The organism is Bacteroides mediterraneensis (assembly GCF_016900355.1).
In the GTDB taxonomy this organism is placed as follows: domain Bacteria; phylum Bacteroidota; class Bacteroidia; order Bacteroidales; family Bacteroidaceae; genus Phocaeicola.
The window spans coordinates 59,744-81,872 of record NZ_JACJKA010000005.1 but is presented as its reverse complement, the minus strand read 5'-3'; the positions used below and the strand labels follow the sequence as shown (position 1 = coordinate 81,872).

Below are 22,129 nucleotides of genomic sequence, written 5' to 3'. Positions count from 1 at the left end.
AATTATGTCATTGAATAAAGTACAATTGATTGGTAACGTGGGTAAAGACCCTGAAGTAAGATATTTGGACAGTGGTGTGGCAGTAGCGACTTTTCCGTTGGCGACTACTGATCGTGCTTATACGCTGGCTAATGGCACGCAGGTGCCGGAACGTACGGAATGGCATAATATCGTGCTGTGGCGCGGATTGGCGGAGACCGCTGAAAAATATGTGCATAAAGGCGACAAATTGTATATTGAAGGTAAAATCCGTACGCGTTCGTATGACGACCAGAATGGTGTGAAACGTTATGTGACGGAAATTTTCGGTGACAATATGGAGATGCTGACCCCACGGAGTGCGCAGACAGCAGTGCCTGCACAAGCTCAACCGGCTTCTTCAGCATCGGCTCCGGCTCAATCTGAAAATAACCCTTCGGATGATTTGCCGTTCTGATACTCAGATAGTCTCTTTAATTAAAAAATAGGAATATTATAGGATGGACCCTGACTCGTGTTTGCTCCGCTTGTCGGAGCTGTGTGACGGAATTACCGTAATGCCCCTTACATGGGGGGCGGTTATAGCTTTACTTCTGACCCTGATGCTGCTGTATGTATCGGGTTTTGTGTCGGCTTCTGAAATTGCTTTCTTTTCGCTTTCTCCTTCTGATTTGAATGAAATTGAAGAGGAGAATCATCCTTCTGACACCAAAATCAAAGGCTTGCTGGATGATTCGGAGCGTTTGCTGGCCACAATTCTGATTTCAAATAATTTTGTCAATGTGACGATTATCATGCTGTTGAACTACGTGTTTGCCAGTTTGATAGATTTTGGTCAGGCAAAAATCCTGGAGTTTCTGATTGTCACCGTGGTACTGACCTTCTTGCTGCTGCTGTTCGGTGAAATCATGCCTAAAATTTATTCGGCTCAGCATACGTTATCGTTTGCCCGAAAAGCGGCGCCAGCCATTACTGTGCTGCGGACGGTGTTTTGGCCAGTATCTTCAGTCTTAGTCCGCTCATCGTTTTTTCTCAATCGTTTCTCTCAGAAGAAAGCACGGAACCTGTCGGTTAATGAACTCTCTCAAGCTTTGGAACTGACGGATATTCAGGATACCTCGGAAGAAAGCAATATGCTCGAAGGCATCATCCGTTTTGGGGAGGAAACTGCGAAAGAGGTCATGACCTCCCGTCTGGATATCGTAGACTTGGATATTGATTCTTCTTTTTCAGAGGTGTTGAAATGCATCAATGAAAACGGCTATTCACGTATTCCTGTATACGAGGAAACGCGCGATTGCATCAAAGGTATTTTGTACATCAAGGACCTGCTTCCGTATTTAGGAAGAGGCGACGATTTCAAGTGGCAGAATTTGATTCGGCCGGCTTTGTTTGTTCCGGAGAATAAGATGATTGGCGACTTGTTGCGTGACTTTCAGGCCAACAAGATTCATATTGCGGTGGTCGTGGATGAATTTGGTGGTACTTCGGGTATTGTGACAATGGAAGACATCATTGAGGAAATCGTCGGAGAAATCAATGATGAATACGATGAAGAAGAACGTACTTATGTGAAGCTGACAGAGAACGTTTATGTGTTTGAGGGAAAAACGTTACTTTCTGATTTCTATAAGATTATCAAAGACAGTGAAGATGTGTTTGACAAGGTTTCAGGGGATGCTGATTCGCTGGCGGGACTTTTGCTGGAGTTGAAAGGCGAATTTCCGGCATTGCATGAAATCATCAACTATATGAATTATCGCTTTGAAATCCTCGAAATGAATTCTCGGCGGATTTTGAAAGTGAAAGTAACCATCTTGCCTTCTGCTCCGGCGGAAGAAAACAATGACGAGAAGGAGAAAAAGTAATTATGCCGCTGTGGAAGACCTGGGAAGAAGAGGAAGGAAGATGGGGCATCTGGCGAGTGACCGAAACGCCAGAAGAGCTTCGTGCCTGCCTGTCGGATACGAGGGTACAGGAAGAACTGGACCGTTTGAAGGCTCCTTCGCGGAAGTTGGAATATCTGGCTGTACGGGTTCTGCTGAAAACCTTGTGTGGAAAGGAGGTCCGAATTGGGCATGAGCTGTCGGGAAAGCCTTTCCTGTGGGAGGATAGCAGGCGTATTTCCATCTCTCACACCCGAAATTATGTGGCTGTAGGCTTGCATGCCACTGCCTCTCCGGGAATTGATATCGAGTGGTATGGCGAGAGGGTCCGGAAGGTGGTTTCTCGTTTTGTACGGGACGATGAAATGCCCGACCGGAAAAATATGGAACCACAGGAAGAACTATATCAACTGTTGTTGCACTGGTCTGCCAAGGAAACGATGTTCAAGGTGCTGGATTGTGCAGAAGTCGACTTCCTGGCTCATCTGAAAGTGAAACCCTTCAAACTGGCTGCTTCCGGGACGTTTAGGGGAGAATTTTGCCGCCCGGATTCATCCAGGCATTTTATGATTCATTATCTGATTCATCCGGAGTTTGTCTGTACGTATGGCATGGGTACATAACGAGACAAATGATGGATGATTTTATTTTAAGGAAAAAGATGAACAAGAAATTACGTAAAACTATCCGGCTGACGGCTATTTCACTTGGTTCGTTATTGGTTGTTTTCTTGCTGGCCGTGACAATCGTGGTGAATTTTATTTTTACGCCGGAAAAACTGACTCCGGTGGTCTTGAATGTGGCTAACCGTACGTTGAATGCCCATTTGGAGATGGAGAAAGTGGAACTGACGTTCTTTTCTACTTTTCCGCGTTTCGGACTGAAAGTAACGGACGGAGTATTGGTATCCAAGGCGATGAATGATACGTTGTGGCAGAAAACCGATTCGCTGGTTTCGTTCAAGAAATGCGTGGTAGTGGTCAATCCCATAGATTATTTATGGAAACATAAAATCAATCTCCGGTATTTGGGACTGGAGGATGCTTCGGTATACGCATTTACCAACAAAGAGGGAAAAAGCAACTGGAATATCGTGAAGAATACGGACGACCAGCTGGAAGAGGATACAGTGGCGCAAAGGGATACCACGATTCAGGAGATAGAAATCAATCGGGTCTCTTTGAAGCGGTCGAATGTGACGTTTGATGACCGGAACACAAGGGTATATGCCCGGATACAGAATTTGAATCTGAATTTGAAGGCTTCCTTGAAAAAGGATTATTCGATGCTGGCACTGCAATATGACAATGAGAATCTGCTTTTCTGGCAAGACGGACAGTTGCTGGTCAATCATTTGGCCGTAGGGTTGAATGCGGATATGCAGCTGGATCGTGCTTCTAGGACGCTGACCTTTAAAGATACTGGATTGACGTTGAACGGAGTGGCACTCGATGTGTCGGGAACACTTGGCAGAGACAGCGTGGGTGGTCCGGCTCGGGTGGATATAGGCTACAGACTGCATGCACCTTCTTTGGAAACGGTATTGAACATGGTTCCGGAGAGTGTGTTGAAGCGTCAGAAGCTTACGGCTAACGGAGAAGTTACGCTGGAAGGTACCTTGAAGGGACTTTACGGTAAGCAGCACATGCCGGAGGCAACGTTAAAGGTGAACATACAGAAGGCTTCGGCTAAGTATGCCGATTTGCCTTATGGAGTGGATGAACTGACGGCGGAATTCAACGGTTACGTCGATTTGATGCGTCAAAAGGAGTCGTACGCTCATCTGGAGATTTTCCAGTTTAAGGGGGCTCATACGGATATATTGGCCGATGGAGAGGTGAAAGACTTGTTGGGTGATCCTGACATCACGTTTCACACTCGTTCGGAGATTGACCTGACATCGTTGGCCAAGACGTTTCCTTTGCAAGAAGGAGTGTCTATCGGAGGACGGGTAGGAGCCGATTTCCGGTTGCGCTGTCGCTTGTCGTCTATTCAGAAACAAGACTGGGGACGGGTACGTCTGAAAGGAAAACTGGACATGCAGAATATGTATTTGCGTGATACGAAGAAGAATTTTGAGTTTACCAGCAATGCGGCTTTACGTTTCATCGGAGAAGATAACCTGGCGGCTCAGATTAATATTCAGAAGGCAGTGTTGCGGGCTTCGACCCTGTCGGCCGAACTGGAGGCGCTGAATGCGACCATTAAATCAACAAATCCTCAGGATACCACTCGTTTGATTGATGTGGAGTGTAAATTGCAGATGAGTCGTCTGAAAGGAGGAATAGGAGACTCATTGAGGGTATTCAGTAAAAAGGCGAAAGCTTCTTTACATTTGCAGCCCAGCAAGCGGAACCCTTCCATGCCGAATGTAAAGGTAGCCTTGGAAACCGATACGCTTTTCTGCCGGATGGGTAACATGAAGATGGGCATGGACAAGGGTGGCTTTAATTTGTCGGCAGACAAAGTGCGGGATTCGCTCTGGCTTCCGAAAGGAATTGTCGGATTTAACCGGCTTACCCTCCGGACACCGGAACTGGCTTTGCCGGTAAGGATGCGAAAAACGGCTGTGACGGTCGGCGACCGGAAGATTACGCTGAAAAATGCCAGCCTTCGTATCGGGCGTTCCAATCTGACGGCAAGTGGAGCGGTATATGGGCTGTATGCAGCCATGAAGAAAGGCAAAATGTTGAAGGCCAATCTGGAGATTTCTTCCCGTAACTTGGACTGCAACCAGTTGATCAATGCATTGAACTTTCCTCAGGATACACTTCAGGCAGAAACGGATACGGTGTCAAGTACTGAACCGTTGCAATTGTTTGTCATTCCGCCGAAGATCGATTTCGAGCTGAAAACCAATCTGAACAAGGTGACGTATGGCAATATGGTCTTTGAGCAAGTAAAAGGAGCGGTGGATATTCGTAATCAGGCCGTATATTTGAGAAAACTGACAATGAAAGGTCTGGGTGCAGATGTGGAAACGACTTTGGTATATCGCGCTCGCAAAAAGACTCGTGGATATGCAGGATTTGATTTCCGGTTGCGGCAAGTTAATATCGGAAAGCTGGTCGATTTCATTCCTTCTTTGGATACGATTGTGCCGATGTTGCGTTCGTTCAAGGGAATGGTCGATTTTGATGCGGCTGCTGAAGCAGTACTTGATTCCAATCTGAACGTGAAGATTCCGACGTTGAAGGCAGCCATACACATCAAAGGTGACAGTCTGGTCCTGATGGATGGAGAAACCTTTGCAGAAATATCCAAGACGCTGATGTTCAAGAACAAGAAACGGAATGTGTTCGACAGTATCTCGGTGAATCTGACCGTGAAAGATGGAAATGTCACCGTCTATCCTTTCGTGCTTCAGATAGACCGTTATAAGGCGGCAGTAGGAGGAACGCAGGGACTGGATATGAACTTTAATTACCATATCTCCATTTTGAAATCGCCGTTGCCGTTCAAGGCGGGTGTCAACATTACCGGAAACCTGGATAAGATGAAGATACGCATCGGAAAGGCGAAGTATAAAAATGCAGTAACCCCGGTTGAGATTCGGAAGGTGGACAGTACCCGTGTCAACATGGGACAGGAAATCATTCATAGTTTTGAACGGGTTATGAATCGGGCCTATCGTGGAAGGCTTCCGGATGGAGCGGAGTAAATGAATCTCCATTTTGCATATTTATCTGAATAATTGTATATTTGCGAACTAGAGACAGAATATATACGAGTATTAACACTATTAACTATTAAAATCTTCATTATTTATGTTTAACAAGCATCCTAAAGGTCTGATACCTGCTGCACTTTCTAACATGGGGGAGCGTTTCGGCTACTACATCATGAATGCCGTATTGGTATTATTTCTTTGTTCTAAATTTGGTATAAGTGAGGAAAAAAGTACACTTATCTATTCATTCTTTTATGCAGGTATTTATCTGTTAAGTCTTGTAGGGGGTCTGATAGCCGACAGAAAGCAGAATTATAAAGGTACAATCATGGCCGGTCTCGTGGTCATGGCTGTGGGATATATTGCATTATCTATTCCTATTACTGCCAATGCAGGCAATACATCATGGTTGCTTACACTTACTTGTATTGCCTTGTTCTTCATCGCATTTGGTAACGGTCTGTTCAAGGGAAACCTTCAGGCTATTGTAGGTCAGATGTACGATGATCTTGAGGCAGAGGCTGCAAAGAAGGGGGAAAAGGAACTGATTGAAGCTAAAAGTAAGAGAGATTCCGGATTCCAGATATTTTATGTATTTATTAATATTGGTGGACTTATCGCTCCGTTTATCGCTCCTCTGTTGAGAAGCTGGTGGCTGAGTGCACACAATATGGTCTACAATGCAGGTCTTCCTGCTCTGTGCCATGAATATATAGCGAAAGGGGCTGACGGCATGTCGGCTGAGGCGATGGGCAACTTGAATCAATTGATGTCACAATGTGTGGGCGCAACTACCGATATGGCTGCTTCTTGCGCACAGTATTTGCAGATATTTAATGAAGGTATTCATTATTCATTTTTGGCATCTGTGGCCGCAATGCTTATTTCTTTGGTTATCTTCTTTGTGACCAAGAGTAAGTTCCCAAATCCGGGAAAGAAAGAAGCCGCAGCTGCTGTTACTTATTCAGCTGAAGAAAAGACTGCCATGGCGAAGGAAATCAAACAGCGTCTTTACGCATTGTTTGCAGTGCTTGGGGTGGTTATTTTCTTCTGGTTCTCATTCCATCAGAACGGTACTTCACTTTCACTCTTTGCGAGAGACTTCGTAGATACATCCACCATTGCTCCGGAAATATGGCAGGCTGTGAATCCGTTCTTTGTGATTACATTGACTCCGATTATCATGATGATTTTTGGTTCTCTTTCAAGAAGAGGCAAGGAGATTTCTACTCCGCGTAAGATTGCCATCGGTATGTTCATCGCTGGTCTGGCTTATCTCTTCTTGTCTGCATATTCACTCATTATGGGTTATCCTTCTGCTGCTGAATATCGGGAACTTCCTATTGACCAGCAGGTAAAGGCAGGTGCATGGGTATTGATTGTTCTTTACTTCCTGCTTACTGTGGCCGAGTTGTTTATCTCTCCACTTGGATTGTCATTCGTTTCGAAGGTAGCTCCAAAGCATCTTTTAGGACTTTGCCAGGGATTGTGGCTGGGTGCAACTGCTGTAGGTAATCTTCTGTTGTGGATTGGCCCTCTTATGTATAATGCCATTCCTATCGGATATTGCTGGGCTATTTTCATGATCGTATGCCTCGTTTCAATGGGAGTCATGCTGTTCATGGTGAAATGGCTGGAACGTGTAGCGAAATAAACTTTTAGACAGATTACATAGAGAGTCCCTCGTGCTTGTGGTAAGTACGGGGGATTTTTTTAATAAGAATGGTACAATTCATGAATAAGCGTCCACATATTATATTTCAATTATAGGATAGCAATAAAAAGAAATATATACTTTTGCATCAAAAGGGACAAATATGAGAAATATACTATATGTCATTATATTAGCAGTGGCGTTATGTGCTTGTAACAATTCCACACAAAAAGAGAGGATTTTAGATACGGCAGAATCAATGGCCGTTGAGCATCCCGATTCTGCCCAAACAATACTGGAAACATTATATCCATATTCAAAATTGACCCAGCAACAAAGAGCACGATGCGGCATATTGCTCGCTACGACAAAACTTCAACAAAGCAAAGCCTTTGCCTCTGATAGCCTATTGGACAACAGTGTATCATATTTCAAGCAGAATTGTGACAGTATAGAGCTATTCAAAGCCTATCAACTCAAAGTCTATCAGGCGATGTGGCGTGGACAACAGGATTCAATGTTCTATTATTGGCAGCAGTCAATCAACATGATAGGTGAGGGAAATAAAACCCAGCTGTATTCTTTGTATATGAAACTGGCAGATATTTATTGTGAACCGTCTGCTGAAAAAGATTACAATAAAGCAATACTATATGCAAGGGAAGCATTAACTTATGCGGAGACAGCACAACAAAAGGCCTATGCTCTGCACCAAATTGGAGCCTGCTATGGCTTCATCAATGAAAATGACTCCGCATTGGTTTATATCGCCCGCGCCATTGATTTTTCACAACAAGATAAAGGAGAATCTAATTATACCACCTATGTGCTGAATTATGCAAATACGCCAGGCGTAAATTACGAAAAAGCCAAAAGCTATTTAACGGAATTACCTGAAAACAGTTTGGGAAAATTGATTACATTAGGTTTTCTCAATCTAAACAACAGGCATACAGGCATTGCAAAATATTTTTGCGACAAAGCTGATTCGTTATATAGTAGCGCCCCTGATAAGTATTCAATCAATACATACAACAGTCTTAGAATACTCAATGCATGTGTAAAATACACCTTGGGTGAAGAAGTTTCTGCAAGTGAAGGGATTTCAAGGAACGATTCAATTTCACAAGTCATTTCAAGAAAAGAAGCTCTGAATAATGAGATTTCAAGCAACAACTTACTATTGCAGAAACACATTCATGAATCTCAACTAAGAACCCAAAGAAAGATTGTCATCATATTGTCAATCGTATTCTTTGGTATAATATTGTTCTTCCTATACGACAGAAATAACAAGAAACGATATATCAAAATAAGAAAAGAACTGGACCAGATTCGTGTCAATCAGATAGAATTACAATCTATCGATTCTGAAAATGACCAAAATTCTGAATTGACTAAAATTTGGAAGAAAAGAGTAGAAATTTGCAGAGACAATTTCATTCGGAATGGATGGATGAAGAAACTTCAAATATTGGAAGGGAATGACAAGCATTCCAATGGTTCTTTTCTTCCGCCTGCAGAAAGGGACAAGCTCAGGAAACAGTTATTCGAAGAATTCACAGACATGATAATCGATATAAAAGCGGCAGGCAATGGAGTCAATCTGGATGATTTGACACTATGTCTCTTTTGTCTTCTGAAAATAAATAATACAACGATTTCCAAGTGCATGGGAGCTTCGGAAAACGCTATCAGAACCCGAAAAAGCAGACTTAAAGAAAAGCTTGACCCTCAGATGTATCAATTTATATTCGGTAGATAATAGGCTGATATACATTATAATATACAGGGGTTGAAACAAAAGTGAAACACGGAAACCTTCATTGCAATAAATCTGCAATGCATAGTCCTGAAGCTCCTATAACTAAAATCATACTTTTGCATTGAGTCATAAAAATGCAAGTAAGTATGAAAAGAAATCTTTTATTTATTTTTGTTTTAATGATTGTGCCATTTACAGTCAAGGCGCAAATCAAAGGTGCGGTATGTGACGAGAATCAAAACCCCGTAGAGTTTGCAAATGTTATTTTGATGGGTGCTGATTCCGTATATATCGCAGGAACAGTAACAGACGCAAGTGGTAAATTTGATTTTTTTACCGATTATGCAAAAGCAAAGTTTCTACAAATTTCCGCTCTCGGATACAAGACAATTATAAAAACGCTGGATGAGAAAAATGATATTGGAACACTCGTACTTGTTTCAGACAATATCCTATTGGACGAAGTTACGGTAACGGCAAAACGACCTTCTCAACATTTGACAAAAGGGGGTATAATCACAACTGTAAATGGGTCTGTTTTGAGCCTGCTCGGGAATGCAATGGATGTGATTGGACAACTTCCGGGCGTGATGCGTGAAGATGACAAATTTACTGTTTTTGGCAAAGGGACACCAATCATATATGTGAATGGGAGAAAACTGACGGACAACAGCGAATTATATAGATTGTCATCAAAAGATATTGCAAGTGTAGAAGTCATCAGTAATCCGGGGGCTAAATATGGCGCGGAAGTAAAATCGGTGTTATTAGTCCGCACAATCAAGAAACAAGGAGACGGATTAAGCGGCTCAATACAAGGTGTCGTCCGGGCTGCTCACTCCTGGTCTAATTCAGACAACCTTTCTCTCAATTTCAGGAAGAATAATCTTGACATATTCGGGGCCTTTGCTTTTGACCATTCAAGACGATATCAGCAGCAGAACAATGTCACCATGATAAATACTGGGCATAATCTGTATGAGCTGAATTCTGACATTATCATATTGCCTGTCAGCACAACTTATAATGCCAATTTAGGTCTCAACTGGCAAATAAACCCTAAGAATGTATTGGGAGCAAAATATGAATTTCGAGGTACACCTTATAATCATTCAGACTGGACCACACATGAAACAATCGAATTAAATGGTGCCCTTGATGATAAAATAGATTACTATACCTACTGGAAAAGAAAGAATGTGCCGACGAACATATTGAATATGTATTACATAGGTGAATATGGTGATTGGACGCTTACTGTAAATAACGACTATTATTCAAGTCGCAATAAAGCTGAACAGGAAATAGATGAAGTCAGTTTATCGGAAGGAGAATCGACAATAAGCAGCCTGAATCACATCAACAGTTCAATGTTTGCCTCCAAATCCGTCCTGGATTACGACTTTGGCAAAAATACACTTGAGGCCGGTTATGAGTACACTTATACAAATAGAACTGACCGATATGATAACTATAATGATTTTTTGCCGGATGCAGATGACAATATCAAGGAACATAATATTGCTGGTTTCATAAGTGCCACTTTCCCCATAGGAGTGTATGAACTTTCAGGGGGATTAAGGTATGAGCATACCATATCCGATTACTATGAGAATGGGTTCTTGATATCAGAGCAAAGCCGAAAATATGACCGTCTGTTTCCCAATATAGACTTTACATTCCCTATTAAAAAAGCTAAGTTTACGCTATCATATACTGCCAAGACAAGGCGGCCGCTGTATAGTCAATTAAGCAGCAATATACAATATGATGACCGCTTTACCTATGAGACAGGGAATCCTCTATTGAAACCGGAAATGAATCACGATGTTTCTTTGGCTGGCATTTACAAATGGGTTTTCTTTTCAGCAGGCTATCAATATGTAAAAGATGCTATAGTCGGGATTGTGGAAGCATATAAGGAAGGAGAACCTGTAAATCTGATGACTTATATGAATTATGATCATATCTCAAAATATACAGCGATGGTATCTCTATCCCCTAAAATATCAATCTGGTCACCTCGTCTCCAATTTAATCTGATGGGACAAAACCTTAAAATACCATTTATGGGGACAGAACTGCGAATGAACAATCCATTGTTGTTTATCAATTTCTACAATAGTATATCTGTCGGAAAAGGTTTCACCATTACAGGTGATATGCTATATCATTCATCGGGAGATATGGATGTGGTTACACTAAAACCGTCATGGCAAATAAATCTGGGTGTAACCAAAACAATTGGTAACTGGTTTTTCCAGCTTAGTGCCACAGATATATTCAAAACAGCCCGTAATTCAATGATAACCTATGGAACTCAAATGAAACTTGATAAATGGAACTATAGTGATTCACAGGCTGTTCAGTTTACCATACGTTATGCATTTAACTCTACGATGAGCAAATATAAAGGAAGGGGTGCTGGTCAAAGTGAAAAGAATCGTTTATAAGATTAAGAGAATTGCTTTACTAAAAAGGGAGAACCCGGCGGCAATATGCCGAAAGATTCCCAGTTTATCAATTGAGAGATAGTCTGGTTAAATCAGGAAAAAAGTCTTTTCTCAGTACTGCCAAGGAAGTACTTCAGTACTGTCAAAGGAGTACTGTAGTACTTTCAGGGGAGTACTCCAGTACTTCCAAGGAAGTACTGGCATTGAGGGGAAGAATGGCAGCTTCAGTTCTTAATGAGTACAGAATGTCTTGCCTGAAGTGCCTTATCCTTGTTTTGCTTTCTGTAACGTGAAGACAAATTCCAGTCCGCCGGTCGGCATGTTCTTGGCAAAGATGGTGCCTCCGTGGAAAAGAACGGCATTCTTGACGATGGCCAGTCCCAATCCTGTGCCTCCTAATTTCCGCGACCGTCCTTTGTCCACTCGGTAGAAGCGTTCGAACAAGCGGTTCAGGTGCTCTTCGGGTACACCAACACCTGTATCCGAGAAGCTGAAGTAATAGAATTTCTCGTCTTCGCGGAAACACTTGATTGTGATTTGTATGTTCGTTCCTGCGTAGGCGATTGCATTGTCAATCAGGTTTCGGAAGATGGAATAAAGTAAGGAACTGCTTCCGGTCAGGGTGATGTTTGGCGGAAGTTTGTTGACCACGGTGATGTGTTTCTCTTCTAGTCCCAAAGTCACCTCATTCAATATGTTTTCTACAATCTTGCTGAGGTTGACCGATTCTTTTTCTACCATTTCCGGTGCTTCGTCCATGCGGGTCAGTACGGAAATATCCCGTAACAGGAAGGTCAGTCGGTTGCTTTGCGCATAGCTTCTTTCCAGGAAGGTGCGGACATTCTCTTGTGGAATATTTGGATTGTTGATGATGGTTTCCAGATATCCTTGAATACTGCTGACGGGTGTTTTCAGTTCATGGGCGATGTTCTGGGTCAGCTGGCGTTTCAAACGCGCCTGTTCTTCTTCCTGAGTGACGTCGATGATGGATATTTCGAACGACATATCTTGAAAGATGATACATTCGAGCGTGAAGCTGCGCGCATTCTTGTTGATATGCAAGGAATAGCGTTTCTCTTCTTTGTTAGGGTTGCCTTCGTTCCGGTTCAGAAATTCTGTGATAGGTTTCAGTTCCGGGATGTCGAAGATTTCATTGGTAGAACGAAGGTTCCGGTCTGAGATATTGTTGATGTATTGTGTGAACAGGTTATTGACCAGAATCTCCTTCCGCTCCTTGGTGAATACCCCGAGTCCTTCATGGGAGGTCTGGAGGTGAGAAATCAGCTTCTCACGTTCAATGTAAAGCGCTTCTTTGGCACGGTGCAGACGTTTGTATATCTTGATGATGTGCTGTGAAATCTCTCCCAGTTCGTTTTTAGGGAAAGTTTGCAGGATATCCATGTCAATCGGCTCATTGCGGTCGGCCTTCATGGCAAACTGCTGCAGTTTGGTGATGGACTTTCCTAACTTCCGGGTGAAACGGTAGAAGATAAAAATCAGCACCAGGCAGATGATAAGGGCAAACCACAGGTAGCCGGAATCTGCTTGCAGATGTTCTGCCAAACTCAGGTTATAGGGAAGGGCTGACCGTATGATGAGACGATAGGGGGGGAAATAACGTGTCGAATAAAAATATTCTTCCCCTTGAATGCTTTCTGACTGTCGGCTGATAGAATAGCCGCTTCCATACATCAGGGCATCTTGTACTTCTTTGCGGGAAGAATGATTGGCAAATTTATCCCAATGTGGGTTGGTATTGTCATAGATAACTTTACCGGAAGGTTCAATCAACGTCACACGCAGATTGGGCATCATGTGAGTGGTCACATAACGCTGCATGGAGTCGGGGTTGAATCCATGATGTTCGCCTATAAAGTCACACAACTGGTTGTTGTAGTTCTGTAATTGGGTGTTCAGCAGTTCTATTTTGTAGGCTTTTTCGCGTTTGTATTGGAAGAGCATGAAACATACCGCATAGGCCAAGAACAGGAAGATGACAGAAAAGAACAACCGCTGACTGAACGGAAGAATGCGATAATAGAATTTTGTCATGGTCGTGCAGCCTTCATTTATTCACATTCAAAACAGTAACCATAGCCCAATCGGGTTACGATATATTGTCCGTATTCACCAATTTTTTTGCGGAGGCGGGTGATGTTGACATCGATAGTACGGTCGAGTACGTACACTTCGTCATGCCATACTTTGGCCAGAATGTCCTCGCGTGAGAATACTCTTCCCTGGTTTTGCAGCAGCAACAGGAGTATTTCGAATTCTTTTTTGGTCAGTGAAACTTCTTCATTATTGATGGTGACCTTTTTCTTGGGTATATTGACCACCAGACCTTTATAAGTGAGCTGGTCCGGTACCTGTGTCTGTACTCCTCCCGTACGGCGTAATACCGCCTTTACCCGCATGATAACTTCACGCAGGGAGAAAGGTTTGGATATATAGTCGTCAGCTCCCAGGTTGAATCCTGTCAGTGTATCGTTTTCCGTATCTTTGGCCGTAATGAAAATGATAGGTATGTTTTCCGTATCTTTATTTTTTTTCATCATGCTGGCCATCTTGAAACCGGATATTTCGCCCATCATCACGTCCAGCAGGATTAAATTGTAGCATGGAAGATCCAGTTTCAACGCTTCTTCTGCAGAGTTGGCAGTATCTACCGTATAACCTTCCATTTCGAGATTGAACTTGAGAATCTCGCACAGGTCTTCTTCATCGTCTACGACTAAAATCCGATAATCGTTCATGTGCATTTTCTATTAAAGTTAATACAAAATTCTATATGATTTAGTTTTCGTGACAAAGATGCCCCTTTCTTGTTTCGTCCTTATGAAATAGATGTTACATTTGGGTTACAGTGTGGGCTTGGTGAACTCTCCGGCAATAGAACGGCTCATTTCAATGCGTATTTCCCTGGGGCTGAGCTTGTGTCCAAGCAAGAACATTAGTTTGGTCAATACACTTTCTACCGTTGCATCATAACCGCTGATGACTCCAGCATCCAGCAGATGAAGTCCGGTTTCATAACGTGCCATTTCGACCATACCGGTCTGGCATTGGGAGATGTTTACGATGACGATTCCTTTGGATGTAGCTTCCGACAGCAGCCGGATAAACCAAGGCTTTTGTGGAGCATTTCCCGAACCGTAGGTCTTCAATATGACTGCTTTCAAGCCGGGAGTATTGAGTACGGTACGTACCATGTTTTCCTGGATACCCGGGAAAAGAGTCAGGATAATCACATTGGTATCAAATACGTAATGAGGGTGCATGGGTAAATTCGGGTCTACCTTTCGGATGCGGTTGTATTCATATTTGATATGGATTCCGGCGGTGGCCAATGGAGGGTAGTTATAGGAGCGGAAGGCGTTGAAGTTTTCCGCATTGATTTTTGTGGTACGGTTGCCGCGGAGCAGGAGGTTTTCAAAAAAGATACAAACCTCCGGCACTACGGCTGTTCCGTCAGGATGTTTGGCGGCTGCTATTTCGATAGAAGTAATCAGGTTTTCCTTCCCGTCTGTACGTAAGACTCCGATGGGCAGCTGACTGCCGGTAAGAATCACCGGTTTGCTGAGGTTCTCTAACATAAAGCTCAGGGCAGAGGCGGTATACGCCATGGTGTCAGTTCCATGCAGAATGACGAAGCCGTCAAAATTGTCGTAGTTGTACTGGATAATCTTGACCAGTTTGGCCCACAATGCCGGTTCCATATCTGAGGAATCGATGGGAGGGTTGAACTGATAGGAGGAAATACGATAGTTGAATCGTTTCAGTTCCGGCACATTTTCTTGTAGCTGGTCGAAGTTGAATGCTTCCAATGCACCGGTTTCCGGATTTTCAATCATACCGATAGTTCCCCCTGTGTAAATCAGCAGTACGGAAGGATAATCTGGTTTTATCATGTGGCTCTTCGTTTAGTTTGGCACAAAGATAGCTAAAATATGCTGAAACCGAAAGAATAAGCCCTTAAAAATAGCAGAATGATTAATTATTCTTCCTTTTTCAGCATTTCTTTCAGTTTGTCGATGGCTTTTCCTGGGTCTTTTTCTTCTTCCAGCAGAGTGACAAACTTACTTCCGATGATGCATCCGGCTGCATGGGCTGCGGCTGCTTCATAAGTATTCTTATTGGAGATGCCGAAACCAATCATGCGCGGATTCCGCAGATGCATCTGTTCGATGCGTTGGAAGTAGGCTTGTTTCTGTGCGTTGAATTCTTTCTGTGCCCCTGTCACGGCAGCCGAAGAAACCATGTAGATGAATCCGTTGGTATGTTCATCAATCAGGCGGATACGTTCTTCGCTGGTTTCCGGAGTAATCAGCATAATCATGTGGAGGCCGTATTTCTCGGCTACGGGACGGTATTCGTTCATATAATCCTTGAAAGGCAGGTCGGGAATGATGACTCCGTCGATGCCACACTCTTGGCATTTCTTGCAGAAGTTCTCAAAACCATACTGCATGATGGGATTCAGGTAACCCATCAGTACCAGCGGCATCTGTACCTCCGGGCGGATATGCTCCAGCTGGCTGAACAAGGTACGGAGGGTCATGCCGTTGCGCAGGGCCTGAGTGGCGGCGTGCTGGATGACGGGACCATCGGCCATCGGGTCGCTGAACGGAATACCGATTTCAATCATCTGTACCCCTTTCTGTTCCAAGGTACGGATTACTTCGACAGTTCCTTCCAAGGTAGGAGTGCCTGCACAGAAATAAATGGAAAGTACATGGTCTTTGTGTGTATGGAATAATTGGTCAATGCGGTTCATAGTTGCTAATTTTTTAAAAGTTGTACTTGTTTTGTTTGAATGAATGAATAAAAGTGGAGAGAGAAGCGGCATCTTTTATACCAGGAGCCTGTTCAAAACCACTGTTCAAGTCAATGCCGGCCCACTGAGGGTGATGAAAGGCAGACAGGGCTTCCAGACTCGTAGGGTTCAATCCTCCACTGAGCAGGAACGGAACGGACCCTTGGTAGTGCGTCAGCAGTTCCCAGTCGAAGGTTTTTCCGGAGCCTCCGTATTCCTTGCAAGGGGTATCGAAGAGAAAATAGTCACAATAAGGAACATACTCTTCTGTGGCCTGCACGTCTTCGGGAGTGTGCAAGGAAAATGCCTTGATGACTTTTACGCCTGTAGGCCGAAGCTGTTGGCAAAAATCGGGTGATTCCTTTCCGTGGAGTTGTACGAAATCCAAGCGCCAGTCAGCGATTCTTTCCTGGATGTGTGGAAGGGAAGCATTGACAAACACTCCCACTTTTTGCAAGGAGGCCGGAAGGTATTCCGGTACTCCTTTTACATAACGTGGCGAACGGTCGTAGTCAATAAATCCCATCCAGTCGGCCCCGGTCTGTTCTACCTGACGGATATTTTCCGCGTCCCTCATTCCGCAAACTTTGACAATCATAAGGCAGCTGCTTGAATAAAATCTGACAATGCCTGTGCCGGAGAAGGCGTTTTCATGAATCTTTCTCCCATCAGGAACCCTCTGAATCCGGCTTCCCGCAGTTGCTTGAGGGTGTCAGGCTGTGAAATGCCGCTTTCGGACACCCATAAAAGTTCTTTGGGAAGTTTTTCTGCCAGGCGGAACGAATTCTCCACGTCTGTATGGAAAGTCCCTAAGTTGCGGTTGTTCACCCCAATCAAGTCTACAGATTCATTCACGTAGTCGAGTTCTTTTTCGGAATGAATTTCCAGCAGGACTTCCATTTCCAGCTGATGAGCCAGTTTGCCCAGTTCTTTACATTCCTCTATGGTCAGGTCGGCGGCAATCAGCAGGACCACATCCGCTCCTGCAACCTTGGCTTGATAAAGCTGGTAAGGACTGATGATGAAATCTTTTCGCAGTATCGGCAGCTCGGTCAACGGGCGGATGGTTTGTAAATCCTTCAGTCGCCCCCCAAAGAACTCCTGGTCGGTCAGCACAGAGATGCCAGAGGCTCCGGCCTGTTCGTATCCGGGAACGATAATAGCTGGATCAGCTCCTGGGGCAATCCACCCTTTGGACGGAGAGCGTCGCTTGAATTCAGCAATGATACCGGTTGGAGAGGTAGCCAGTGACTGTTTCAGGCTCTTTGCCGGGCGAGGAGGATTCGTTTCCAATTGTCGTATCAGGAAATCACGAGATACGGCTTCCTCCTGGTGGGCTATTTCTATACGCTTATGGGCGACAATCGTTTGTAAAATATCAGTAGTCATAATTTATTCTTGGTTGAGAGTAAGGAATTTTTGCAGGGTGGCCAGTGCTTTTCCACTTTCGAGCGATTCTTTGGCCAGTGCGACACATTCTTCGATTTTCTTCTGCGGTTCCAAGGCCTGGATGGCAAAGGAAGCATTGATCAGTACACAATCGGTCTGCGCCTTGCTGCCTTCATTGTGAAGTACACGGTCGAAAATGGCGGCTGCCTCTTCCGGGGTCTTTCCTCCGTAAAGTTCTTCTTGGCGGGCCATGGAGAAGCCCAAATCCGATGGACGGTAAATGGTCTCGTAGCGATTGGTCATTACCTTGAATTCGTCGGTCAGCGAAATTTCGTCGTATCCATCCAGGTTGTTGACCACCGCAAACTGAAGGCCGAGCTTCTGAAGTGTGTTGGTGTAAAGTCGCATTTGCGGCAGGTCGGCTACTCCCAACAGCTGGCAGGCCGGATGACAAGGGTTGACCAGCGGCCCCAGCAAGTTGAACAAGGTACGTACGCCCAGTGCTTTGCGGACAGGAGCCACGGTTTTCAGGGCCGGATGGAAGAAGGGTGCATGCAGATAGGCCATGCCACACTGTTCGATAGAGCGTTTCAGTTTGTCCGGATTGTTGGTGAACTTCACTCCGTAATGTTCCATGACGTTGCTGGCTCCACTTACGGAGGTCGCTCCATAGTTGCCGTGTTTGGCTACCCGATAGCCGGCTCCCGCCACTACAAAGCAGGCACAGGTAGAAATGTTGAAGGTGTTTTTTCCGTCTCCTCCGGTTCCTACGATGTCAATCGGATGAAATTCATGCAGGTCGATGGGGACACAGGCCTCCAGCAAGGCATCCCGGAAACCAATCAGTTCGTCTACCGTAACGCCCCGCATCTGAAAAGCCGCCAGCAAGGCAGCTGTTTGGGCTTCGTTCATTTCACCACTGGTCATTTTGTGCATCAATGAGCAGGCCTCTTCACGGGTCAGCTCTTCGTGGTGGAATATCCGTTTCAGTATTTGTTTCATATTGTATTTCTAAATTTTATCAGTTATAAAATGAGTTTCTTTTAGAGGCTTATTGGTGCTGTATCCAATTAGCCAGTATTTGCTTTCCGTCGGGAGTCAGCACGGATTCGGGATGGAACTGTACGCCGCGTACATCGAGTGTCTTGTGACGGAGCGCCATGATATACCCTTCTTTGCTGACCGCAGTGACTTCCAGACAATCGGGAAGTCCTTTTTGGTCCACTACCCAGGAGTGGTATCTTCCGACTTGGATCTGTGAGGGAAGTCCTTCAAACAGATAATCCGGGGTGGTCAGGGTGATGGGGCTCTGTATGCCGTGGAACACTTCATCCAGGTTGGTCAGTTTGCCTCCATACACTTCGCCGATGGCCTGTTCGCCCAGGCAGACACCAAGAATGGGCTTCTTTCCGGCATACGTACGGATGACATCCAACAGAAGTCCGGCTTCTTCCGGAATACCAGGTCCCGGGGAGAGAAGGATTTTGTCGAACTCTTCCAGTTCTTCCAGTTTGAATTGGTCGTTACGTTTTACAGTGACCTCAGCTCCCAGTTCTTTCAGTAGGTGACTCAGGTTGTATACAAATGAGTCATAGTTATCGATGATGACAATTTTCATAGGGTGTTATCTTTTTTCGGCCAGGAGAATGGCTTTCTTCAAGGCTCCCAGCTTGTTGTTTACTTCTTGCAGTTCATTGTTCTCGTTACTCTTGGCTACGATGCCGCCTCCAGCTTGGAACCAGAGTTCGTTGTTGCGGCTTACGAAGGTGCGGATGGTGATGGCTTGATTCAAGTCGCCGTTGAATCCGATGAAACCGATGCAGCCTCCGTAAGCACCTCGGTTGTGCGGTTCAATTTCACTAATCAGCTGCATGGCTTTCACCTTTGGAGCTCCACTTAGCGTGCCGGCTGGGAACGTATCAATGAACGTCTTGATGGGGTCGGCTCCTTCATCCAAGGTACCGCTTACTCGGCTTACCAGATGGATGACGTGACTGTAGTACTGCGGTTGCTTGTAGAATTCCACGTGCGTATTGTGGCAGTTCCGGCTCAAATCGTTGCGAGCCAAATCGACCAGCATCACGTGTTCTGCATTTTCTTTCGGATCAGCCAGCAAAGCTTCGGTCAAGGCTTCATCGGTTTTCTTGTCTCCGCTTCTGCGAGTAGTACCGGCAATCGGGTCGATGGTCGCTTTTCGATCTTCAATTTTGCAGTGAGTCTCGGGAGAAGAACCGAAAATACGGAATCCACCGAAATCAAAGTAGAACAAGTAAGGAGAAGGATTGATGCTTCTCAAGGCACGGTAGAGGGTGAAGTCATCGCCTTCGTAGCGTTGGATGAAACGACGGGAAAGTACAATTTGGAATACATCTCCTCTTTTACAGTGAGCGATACCTTTACGGATGTTGGCTTTGTGCTCTTCATCGGTCAGGGTGCTGGTAGTTTCACCGATTACCCGGAAGTCGTAGGTCGTATAGTTCCGGTTCTGGACTGCCTTTTCAATTTCCTCGATGTGGCTCGGTTCGTTGTCAGCTTGCAGTTCCACCAAGACCATTTCGCTTTGGAAGTCGTTGAATACAATCAGGTATTTGTAGAGGATGTACAGAATATCCGGTGCATCGTTTTTCGGGTCACTGCTGTCTTTCACCGGAATCGGTTCAAAATAACGGACCGCATTGAAGGTGGTGTAACCATAGACACCGGTGTAGCGGGCATATTCTCCTTTTACCTCGAAATGTTTCAGAAAATCCTTGAAAGCATCTTCCACTTGGAAGTTAGGAGACAAAGGACGTTCTTCGCGGCTTTTGTCAGGGAAGACGGTAGTGACTATTCCGTGGTTTACTGAAAAACTGGCGATAGGGTTCAGTCCGATAAAGGAGCGGTTGTTTTCCACTCCGTGGTAATCTGAACTTTCCAGCAAGATGCTCTGCGGAAACAGGTCGCGTACTGTCAGGTACGTGCTTACGGGAGTATGCAAATCGCCGGGAAGTGTTTTATAGCTGGTTGTATAAGCAAAAGTTTTCATTGTTTTCTCGTTTAAAATTGTTCAGGGTGATTTTTGTATCTCAAATAAGTTTCGATGTCTTTGTCTCCTCTTCCTGATACGGTCAGAACTACGATGTCAGAAGGTTGGAATTTAACTTTCTCCAGTGCTCCTAAGGCGTGAGCTGATTCCAATGCCGGAATGATACCTTCCAAGCGGGTCAGTTCGAAGGCGGCCCGCAAGGCTTCATCGTCGTTGATGGCCAATACGGTAGCTCGTTTCTGAGCGGCTAAGTTAGCGTGCATAGGACCGATGCCCGGATAATCCAGTCCGGCGGATACGGAGTAAGGTTCCAGAATTTGTCCGTCTTCATTTTGCATCACCAGAGTCTTTGAGCCGTGGATGATACCCAAGCGTCCCAACTGGATGGTAGCAGCCGAGAATCCACTGTGGATACCCTTTCCTCCGGCTTCTGCCAGAATGATTTTCACCCGGTCGTCGTCCAGATAATGATAGATGGTGCCGGCAGCATTGCTTCCGCCCCCTACGCAGGCCATCAGGTAATCCGGATAGTCACGTCCTTCGTGTTCCATCAGTTGTTTCTTGATTTCCTCGCTGATGACCGATTGCAGACGGGCCACCATGTCCGGATAAGGATGAGGCCCTACCGTAGAACCAATTACATAGTACGTGTCTTCCGGGTGGCAGCACCAGTCGCGTATGGCTTCGTTGGTGGCATCTTTCAGGGTCATGTTGCCGGAGGTGACGGCTTCCACTCTGGCTCCCAGCATTTGCATGCGTTCCACGTTCACCCGCTGGCGTTCCACATCGGTCTTTCCCATGTAGACCACGCATTCCATTCCCATCAGGGCACATACCGTAGCGGTTGCCACACCGTGCTGTCCGGCTCCTGTCTCGGCAATGATTCGTTTCTTTCCCATTCTTCGGGCCAGCAGTACCTGCCCGATGGCATTGTTGATTTTATGGGCTCCCGTATGGTTCAGGTCCTCTCTTTTCAGATAGATTTTGCATCCGTATTTTTCCGACAACCGTTTGGCGAGGTAAAGCGGAGAGGGGCGTCCTACATAGTCTTTGAGTAAAGCTTGATATTCTTTTTGGAAACTTTCATCTTCCAGTACCTGGAGATAAGCGTTTCGTAATTCTTCCACACAGCGATGGAGAATTTCCGGGATGTAGGCTCCACCAAAATCTCCATAAAATCCTTCTTGATTGACTTGATAACTTTTCATGAGTGTATTTGTATTTTTTAGGGGTAAAAACAAAAAAGGCTGTCGTAAGTACGACAGCCTTTCTGTATGGTTATATCTTTTTGAGGTATATACGCGCGACTGAGTTCCCTTACGACTATTAGAGTTGTAAGCGGCGCCACCAGAAGAATGTATTTACCATAGAATGTTTCATAATGTTATTTTTCTTGTTCTTTCTTTGTTTCGGCTACAAAGGTAGCGAATCGGATGAAATATCCAAACAAAAATGCATAATTTTTTCAGTTTTTCCTATCTTTGCCCGGAAT

General features: G+C 44.8%; 17 protein-coding genes. 7 read left to right on the top strand and 10 right to left on the bottom strand.

Annotated features, from left to right (window positions below; all coding sequences use genetic code 11):
- The first annotated feature begins 4 nt into the window (after nucleotides 1-4).
- From H6A28_RS04885 to H6A28_RS04855, 7 genes are all read left to right on the top strand, one after another.
- The gene (locus tag H6A28_RS04885; RefSeq protein ID WP_204474137.1) at nucleotides 5-436 is read left to right on the top strand and encodes a single-stranded DNA-binding protein; all 432 of its coding nucleotides are present in this window, start codon (nucleotides 5-7) and stop codon (nucleotides 434-436) included.
- Between the two features lie 43 nt (nucleotides 437-479).
- Nucleotides 480-1,847 carry a gliding motility-associated protein GldE gene (gene gldE / locus H6A28_RS04880; protein WP_204479134.1) on the top strand — a complete coding sequence of 456 codons (1,368 nt, stop codon included), beginning with the start codon at nucleotides 480-482 and terminating at the stop codon, nucleotides 1,845-1,847.
- Between the two features lie 2 nt (nucleotides 1,848-1,849).
- Nucleotides 1,850-2,488, top strand: a complete 639-nt coding sequence (locus H6A28_RS04875; RefSeq protein WP_204479132.1) for a 4'-phosphopantetheinyl transferase family protein — start codon at nucleotides 1,850-1,852, stop codon at nucleotides 2,486-2,488.
- Between the two features lie 38 nt (nucleotides 2,489-2,526).
- Complete coding sequence (locus H6A28_RS04870) at nucleotides 2,527-5,526, top strand: AsmA-like C-terminal region-containing protein (protein WP_204479131.1); 3,000 nt, start codon at nucleotides 2,527-2,529, stop codon at nucleotides 5,524-5,526.
- A gap of 106 nt (nucleotides 5,527-5,632) precedes the next feature.
- Nucleotides 5,633-7,189 (top strand): peptide MFS transporter, encoded by a 1,557-nt coding sequence (locus tag H6A28_RS04865; protein ID WP_204474128.1) that lies wholly within the window; start codon nucleotides 5,633-5,635, stop codon nucleotides 7,187-7,189.
- A gap of 163 nt (nucleotides 7,190-7,352) precedes the next feature.
- Nucleotides 7,353-8,954 (top strand): hypothetical protein, encoded by a 1,602-nt coding sequence (locus H6A28_RS04860; protein ID WP_204479129.1) that lies wholly within the window; start codon nucleotides 7,353-7,355, stop codon nucleotides 8,952-8,954.
- Nucleotides 8,955-9,100: 146 nt separating this feature from the next.
- Nucleotides 9,101-11,407: an outer membrane beta-barrel family protein gene (locus tag H6A28_RS04855; protein WP_204479127.1), complete on the top strand. Its 2,307-nt coding sequence runs from the start codon at nucleotides 9,101-9,103 to the stop codon at nucleotides 11,405-11,407.
- Nucleotides 11,408-11,671: 264 nt separating this feature from the next.
- Here H6A28_RS04855 and H6A28_RS04850 read toward each other — a convergent pair whose 3' ends face one another.
- The 10 genes from H6A28_RS04850 to trpB all read right to left on the bottom strand — a co-directional run bounded on the left by H6A28_RS04850 (nucleotide 11,672) and on the right by trpB (nucleotide 21,845).
- Entirely contained in the window at nucleotides 11,672-13,459 is a 1,788-nt protein-coding gene (locus H6A28_RS04850) for a sensor histidine kinase (RefSeq protein WP_204479125.1), read from the bottom strand.
- A 17-nt stretch (nucleotides 13,460-13,476) separates the two neighbouring features.
- Entirely contained in the window at nucleotides 13,477-14,163 is a 687-nt protein-coding gene (locus H6A28_RS04845; RefSeq protein WP_204475916.1) for a response regulator transcription factor, read from the bottom strand.
- Between the two features lie 105 nt (nucleotides 14,164-14,268).
- The gene (locus H6A28_RS04840; protein ID WP_204475915.1) at nucleotides 14,269-15,318 is read right to left on the bottom strand and encodes an asparaginase; all 1,050 of its coding nucleotides are present in this window, start codon (nucleotides 15,316-15,318) and stop codon (nucleotides 14,269-14,271) included.
- 86 nt (nucleotides 15,319-15,404) lie between these two features.
- Complete coding sequence (trpA, locus tag H6A28_RS04835) at nucleotides 15,405-16,184, bottom strand: tryptophan synthase subunit alpha (RefSeq protein ID WP_204475914.1); 780 nt, start codon at nucleotides 16,182-16,184, stop codon at nucleotides 15,405-15,407.
- Between the two features lie 13 nt (nucleotides 16,185-16,197).
- Nucleotides 16,198-16,821 (bottom strand): phosphoribosylanthranilate isomerase, encoded by a 624-nt coding sequence (locus H6A28_RS04830; protein WP_204475913.1) that lies wholly within the window; start codon nucleotides 16,819-16,821, stop codon nucleotides 16,198-16,200.
- Nucleotides 16,818-17,612: an indole-3-glycerol phosphate synthase TrpC gene (trpC, locus tag H6A28_RS04825; RefSeq protein WP_204475912.1), complete on the bottom strand. Its 795-nt coding sequence runs from the start codon at nucleotides 17,610-17,612 to the stop codon at nucleotides 16,818-16,820. Before trpC ends, H6A28_RS04830 begins: the two co-directional genes overlap by 4 nt.
- Before the next feature lie 3 nt (nucleotides 17,613-17,615).
- A complete protein-coding gene (gene trpD / locus H6A28_RS04820; protein ID WP_204475911.1) occupies nucleotides 17,616-18,614 on the bottom strand; it encodes an anthranilate phosphoribosyltransferase in 999 nt (332 codons plus the stop codon).
- 49 nt (nucleotides 18,615-18,663) lie between these two features.
- On the bottom strand, nucleotides 18,664-19,230 hold the full coding sequence (locus H6A28_RS04815; protein ID WP_204475910.1) for an anthranilate synthase component II: 567 nt from the start codon (nucleotides 19,228-19,230) through the stop codon (nucleotides 18,664-18,666).
- A gap of 6 nt (nucleotides 19,231-19,236) precedes the next feature.
- Nucleotides 19,237-20,637, bottom strand: coding sequence for an anthranilate synthase component I family protein (locus H6A28_RS04810; RefSeq protein WP_204475909.1), 1,401 nt, complete (start codon nucleotides 20,635-20,637; stop codon nucleotides 19,237-19,239).
- Between the two features lie 11 nt (nucleotides 20,638-20,648).
- Complete coding sequence (gene trpB, locus H6A28_RS04805; protein ID WP_204479124.1) at nucleotides 20,649-21,845, bottom strand: tryptophan synthase subunit beta; 1,197 nt, start codon at nucleotides 21,843-21,845, stop codon at nucleotides 20,649-20,651.
- Nucleotides 21,846-22,129 lie beyond the last annotated feature (284 nt).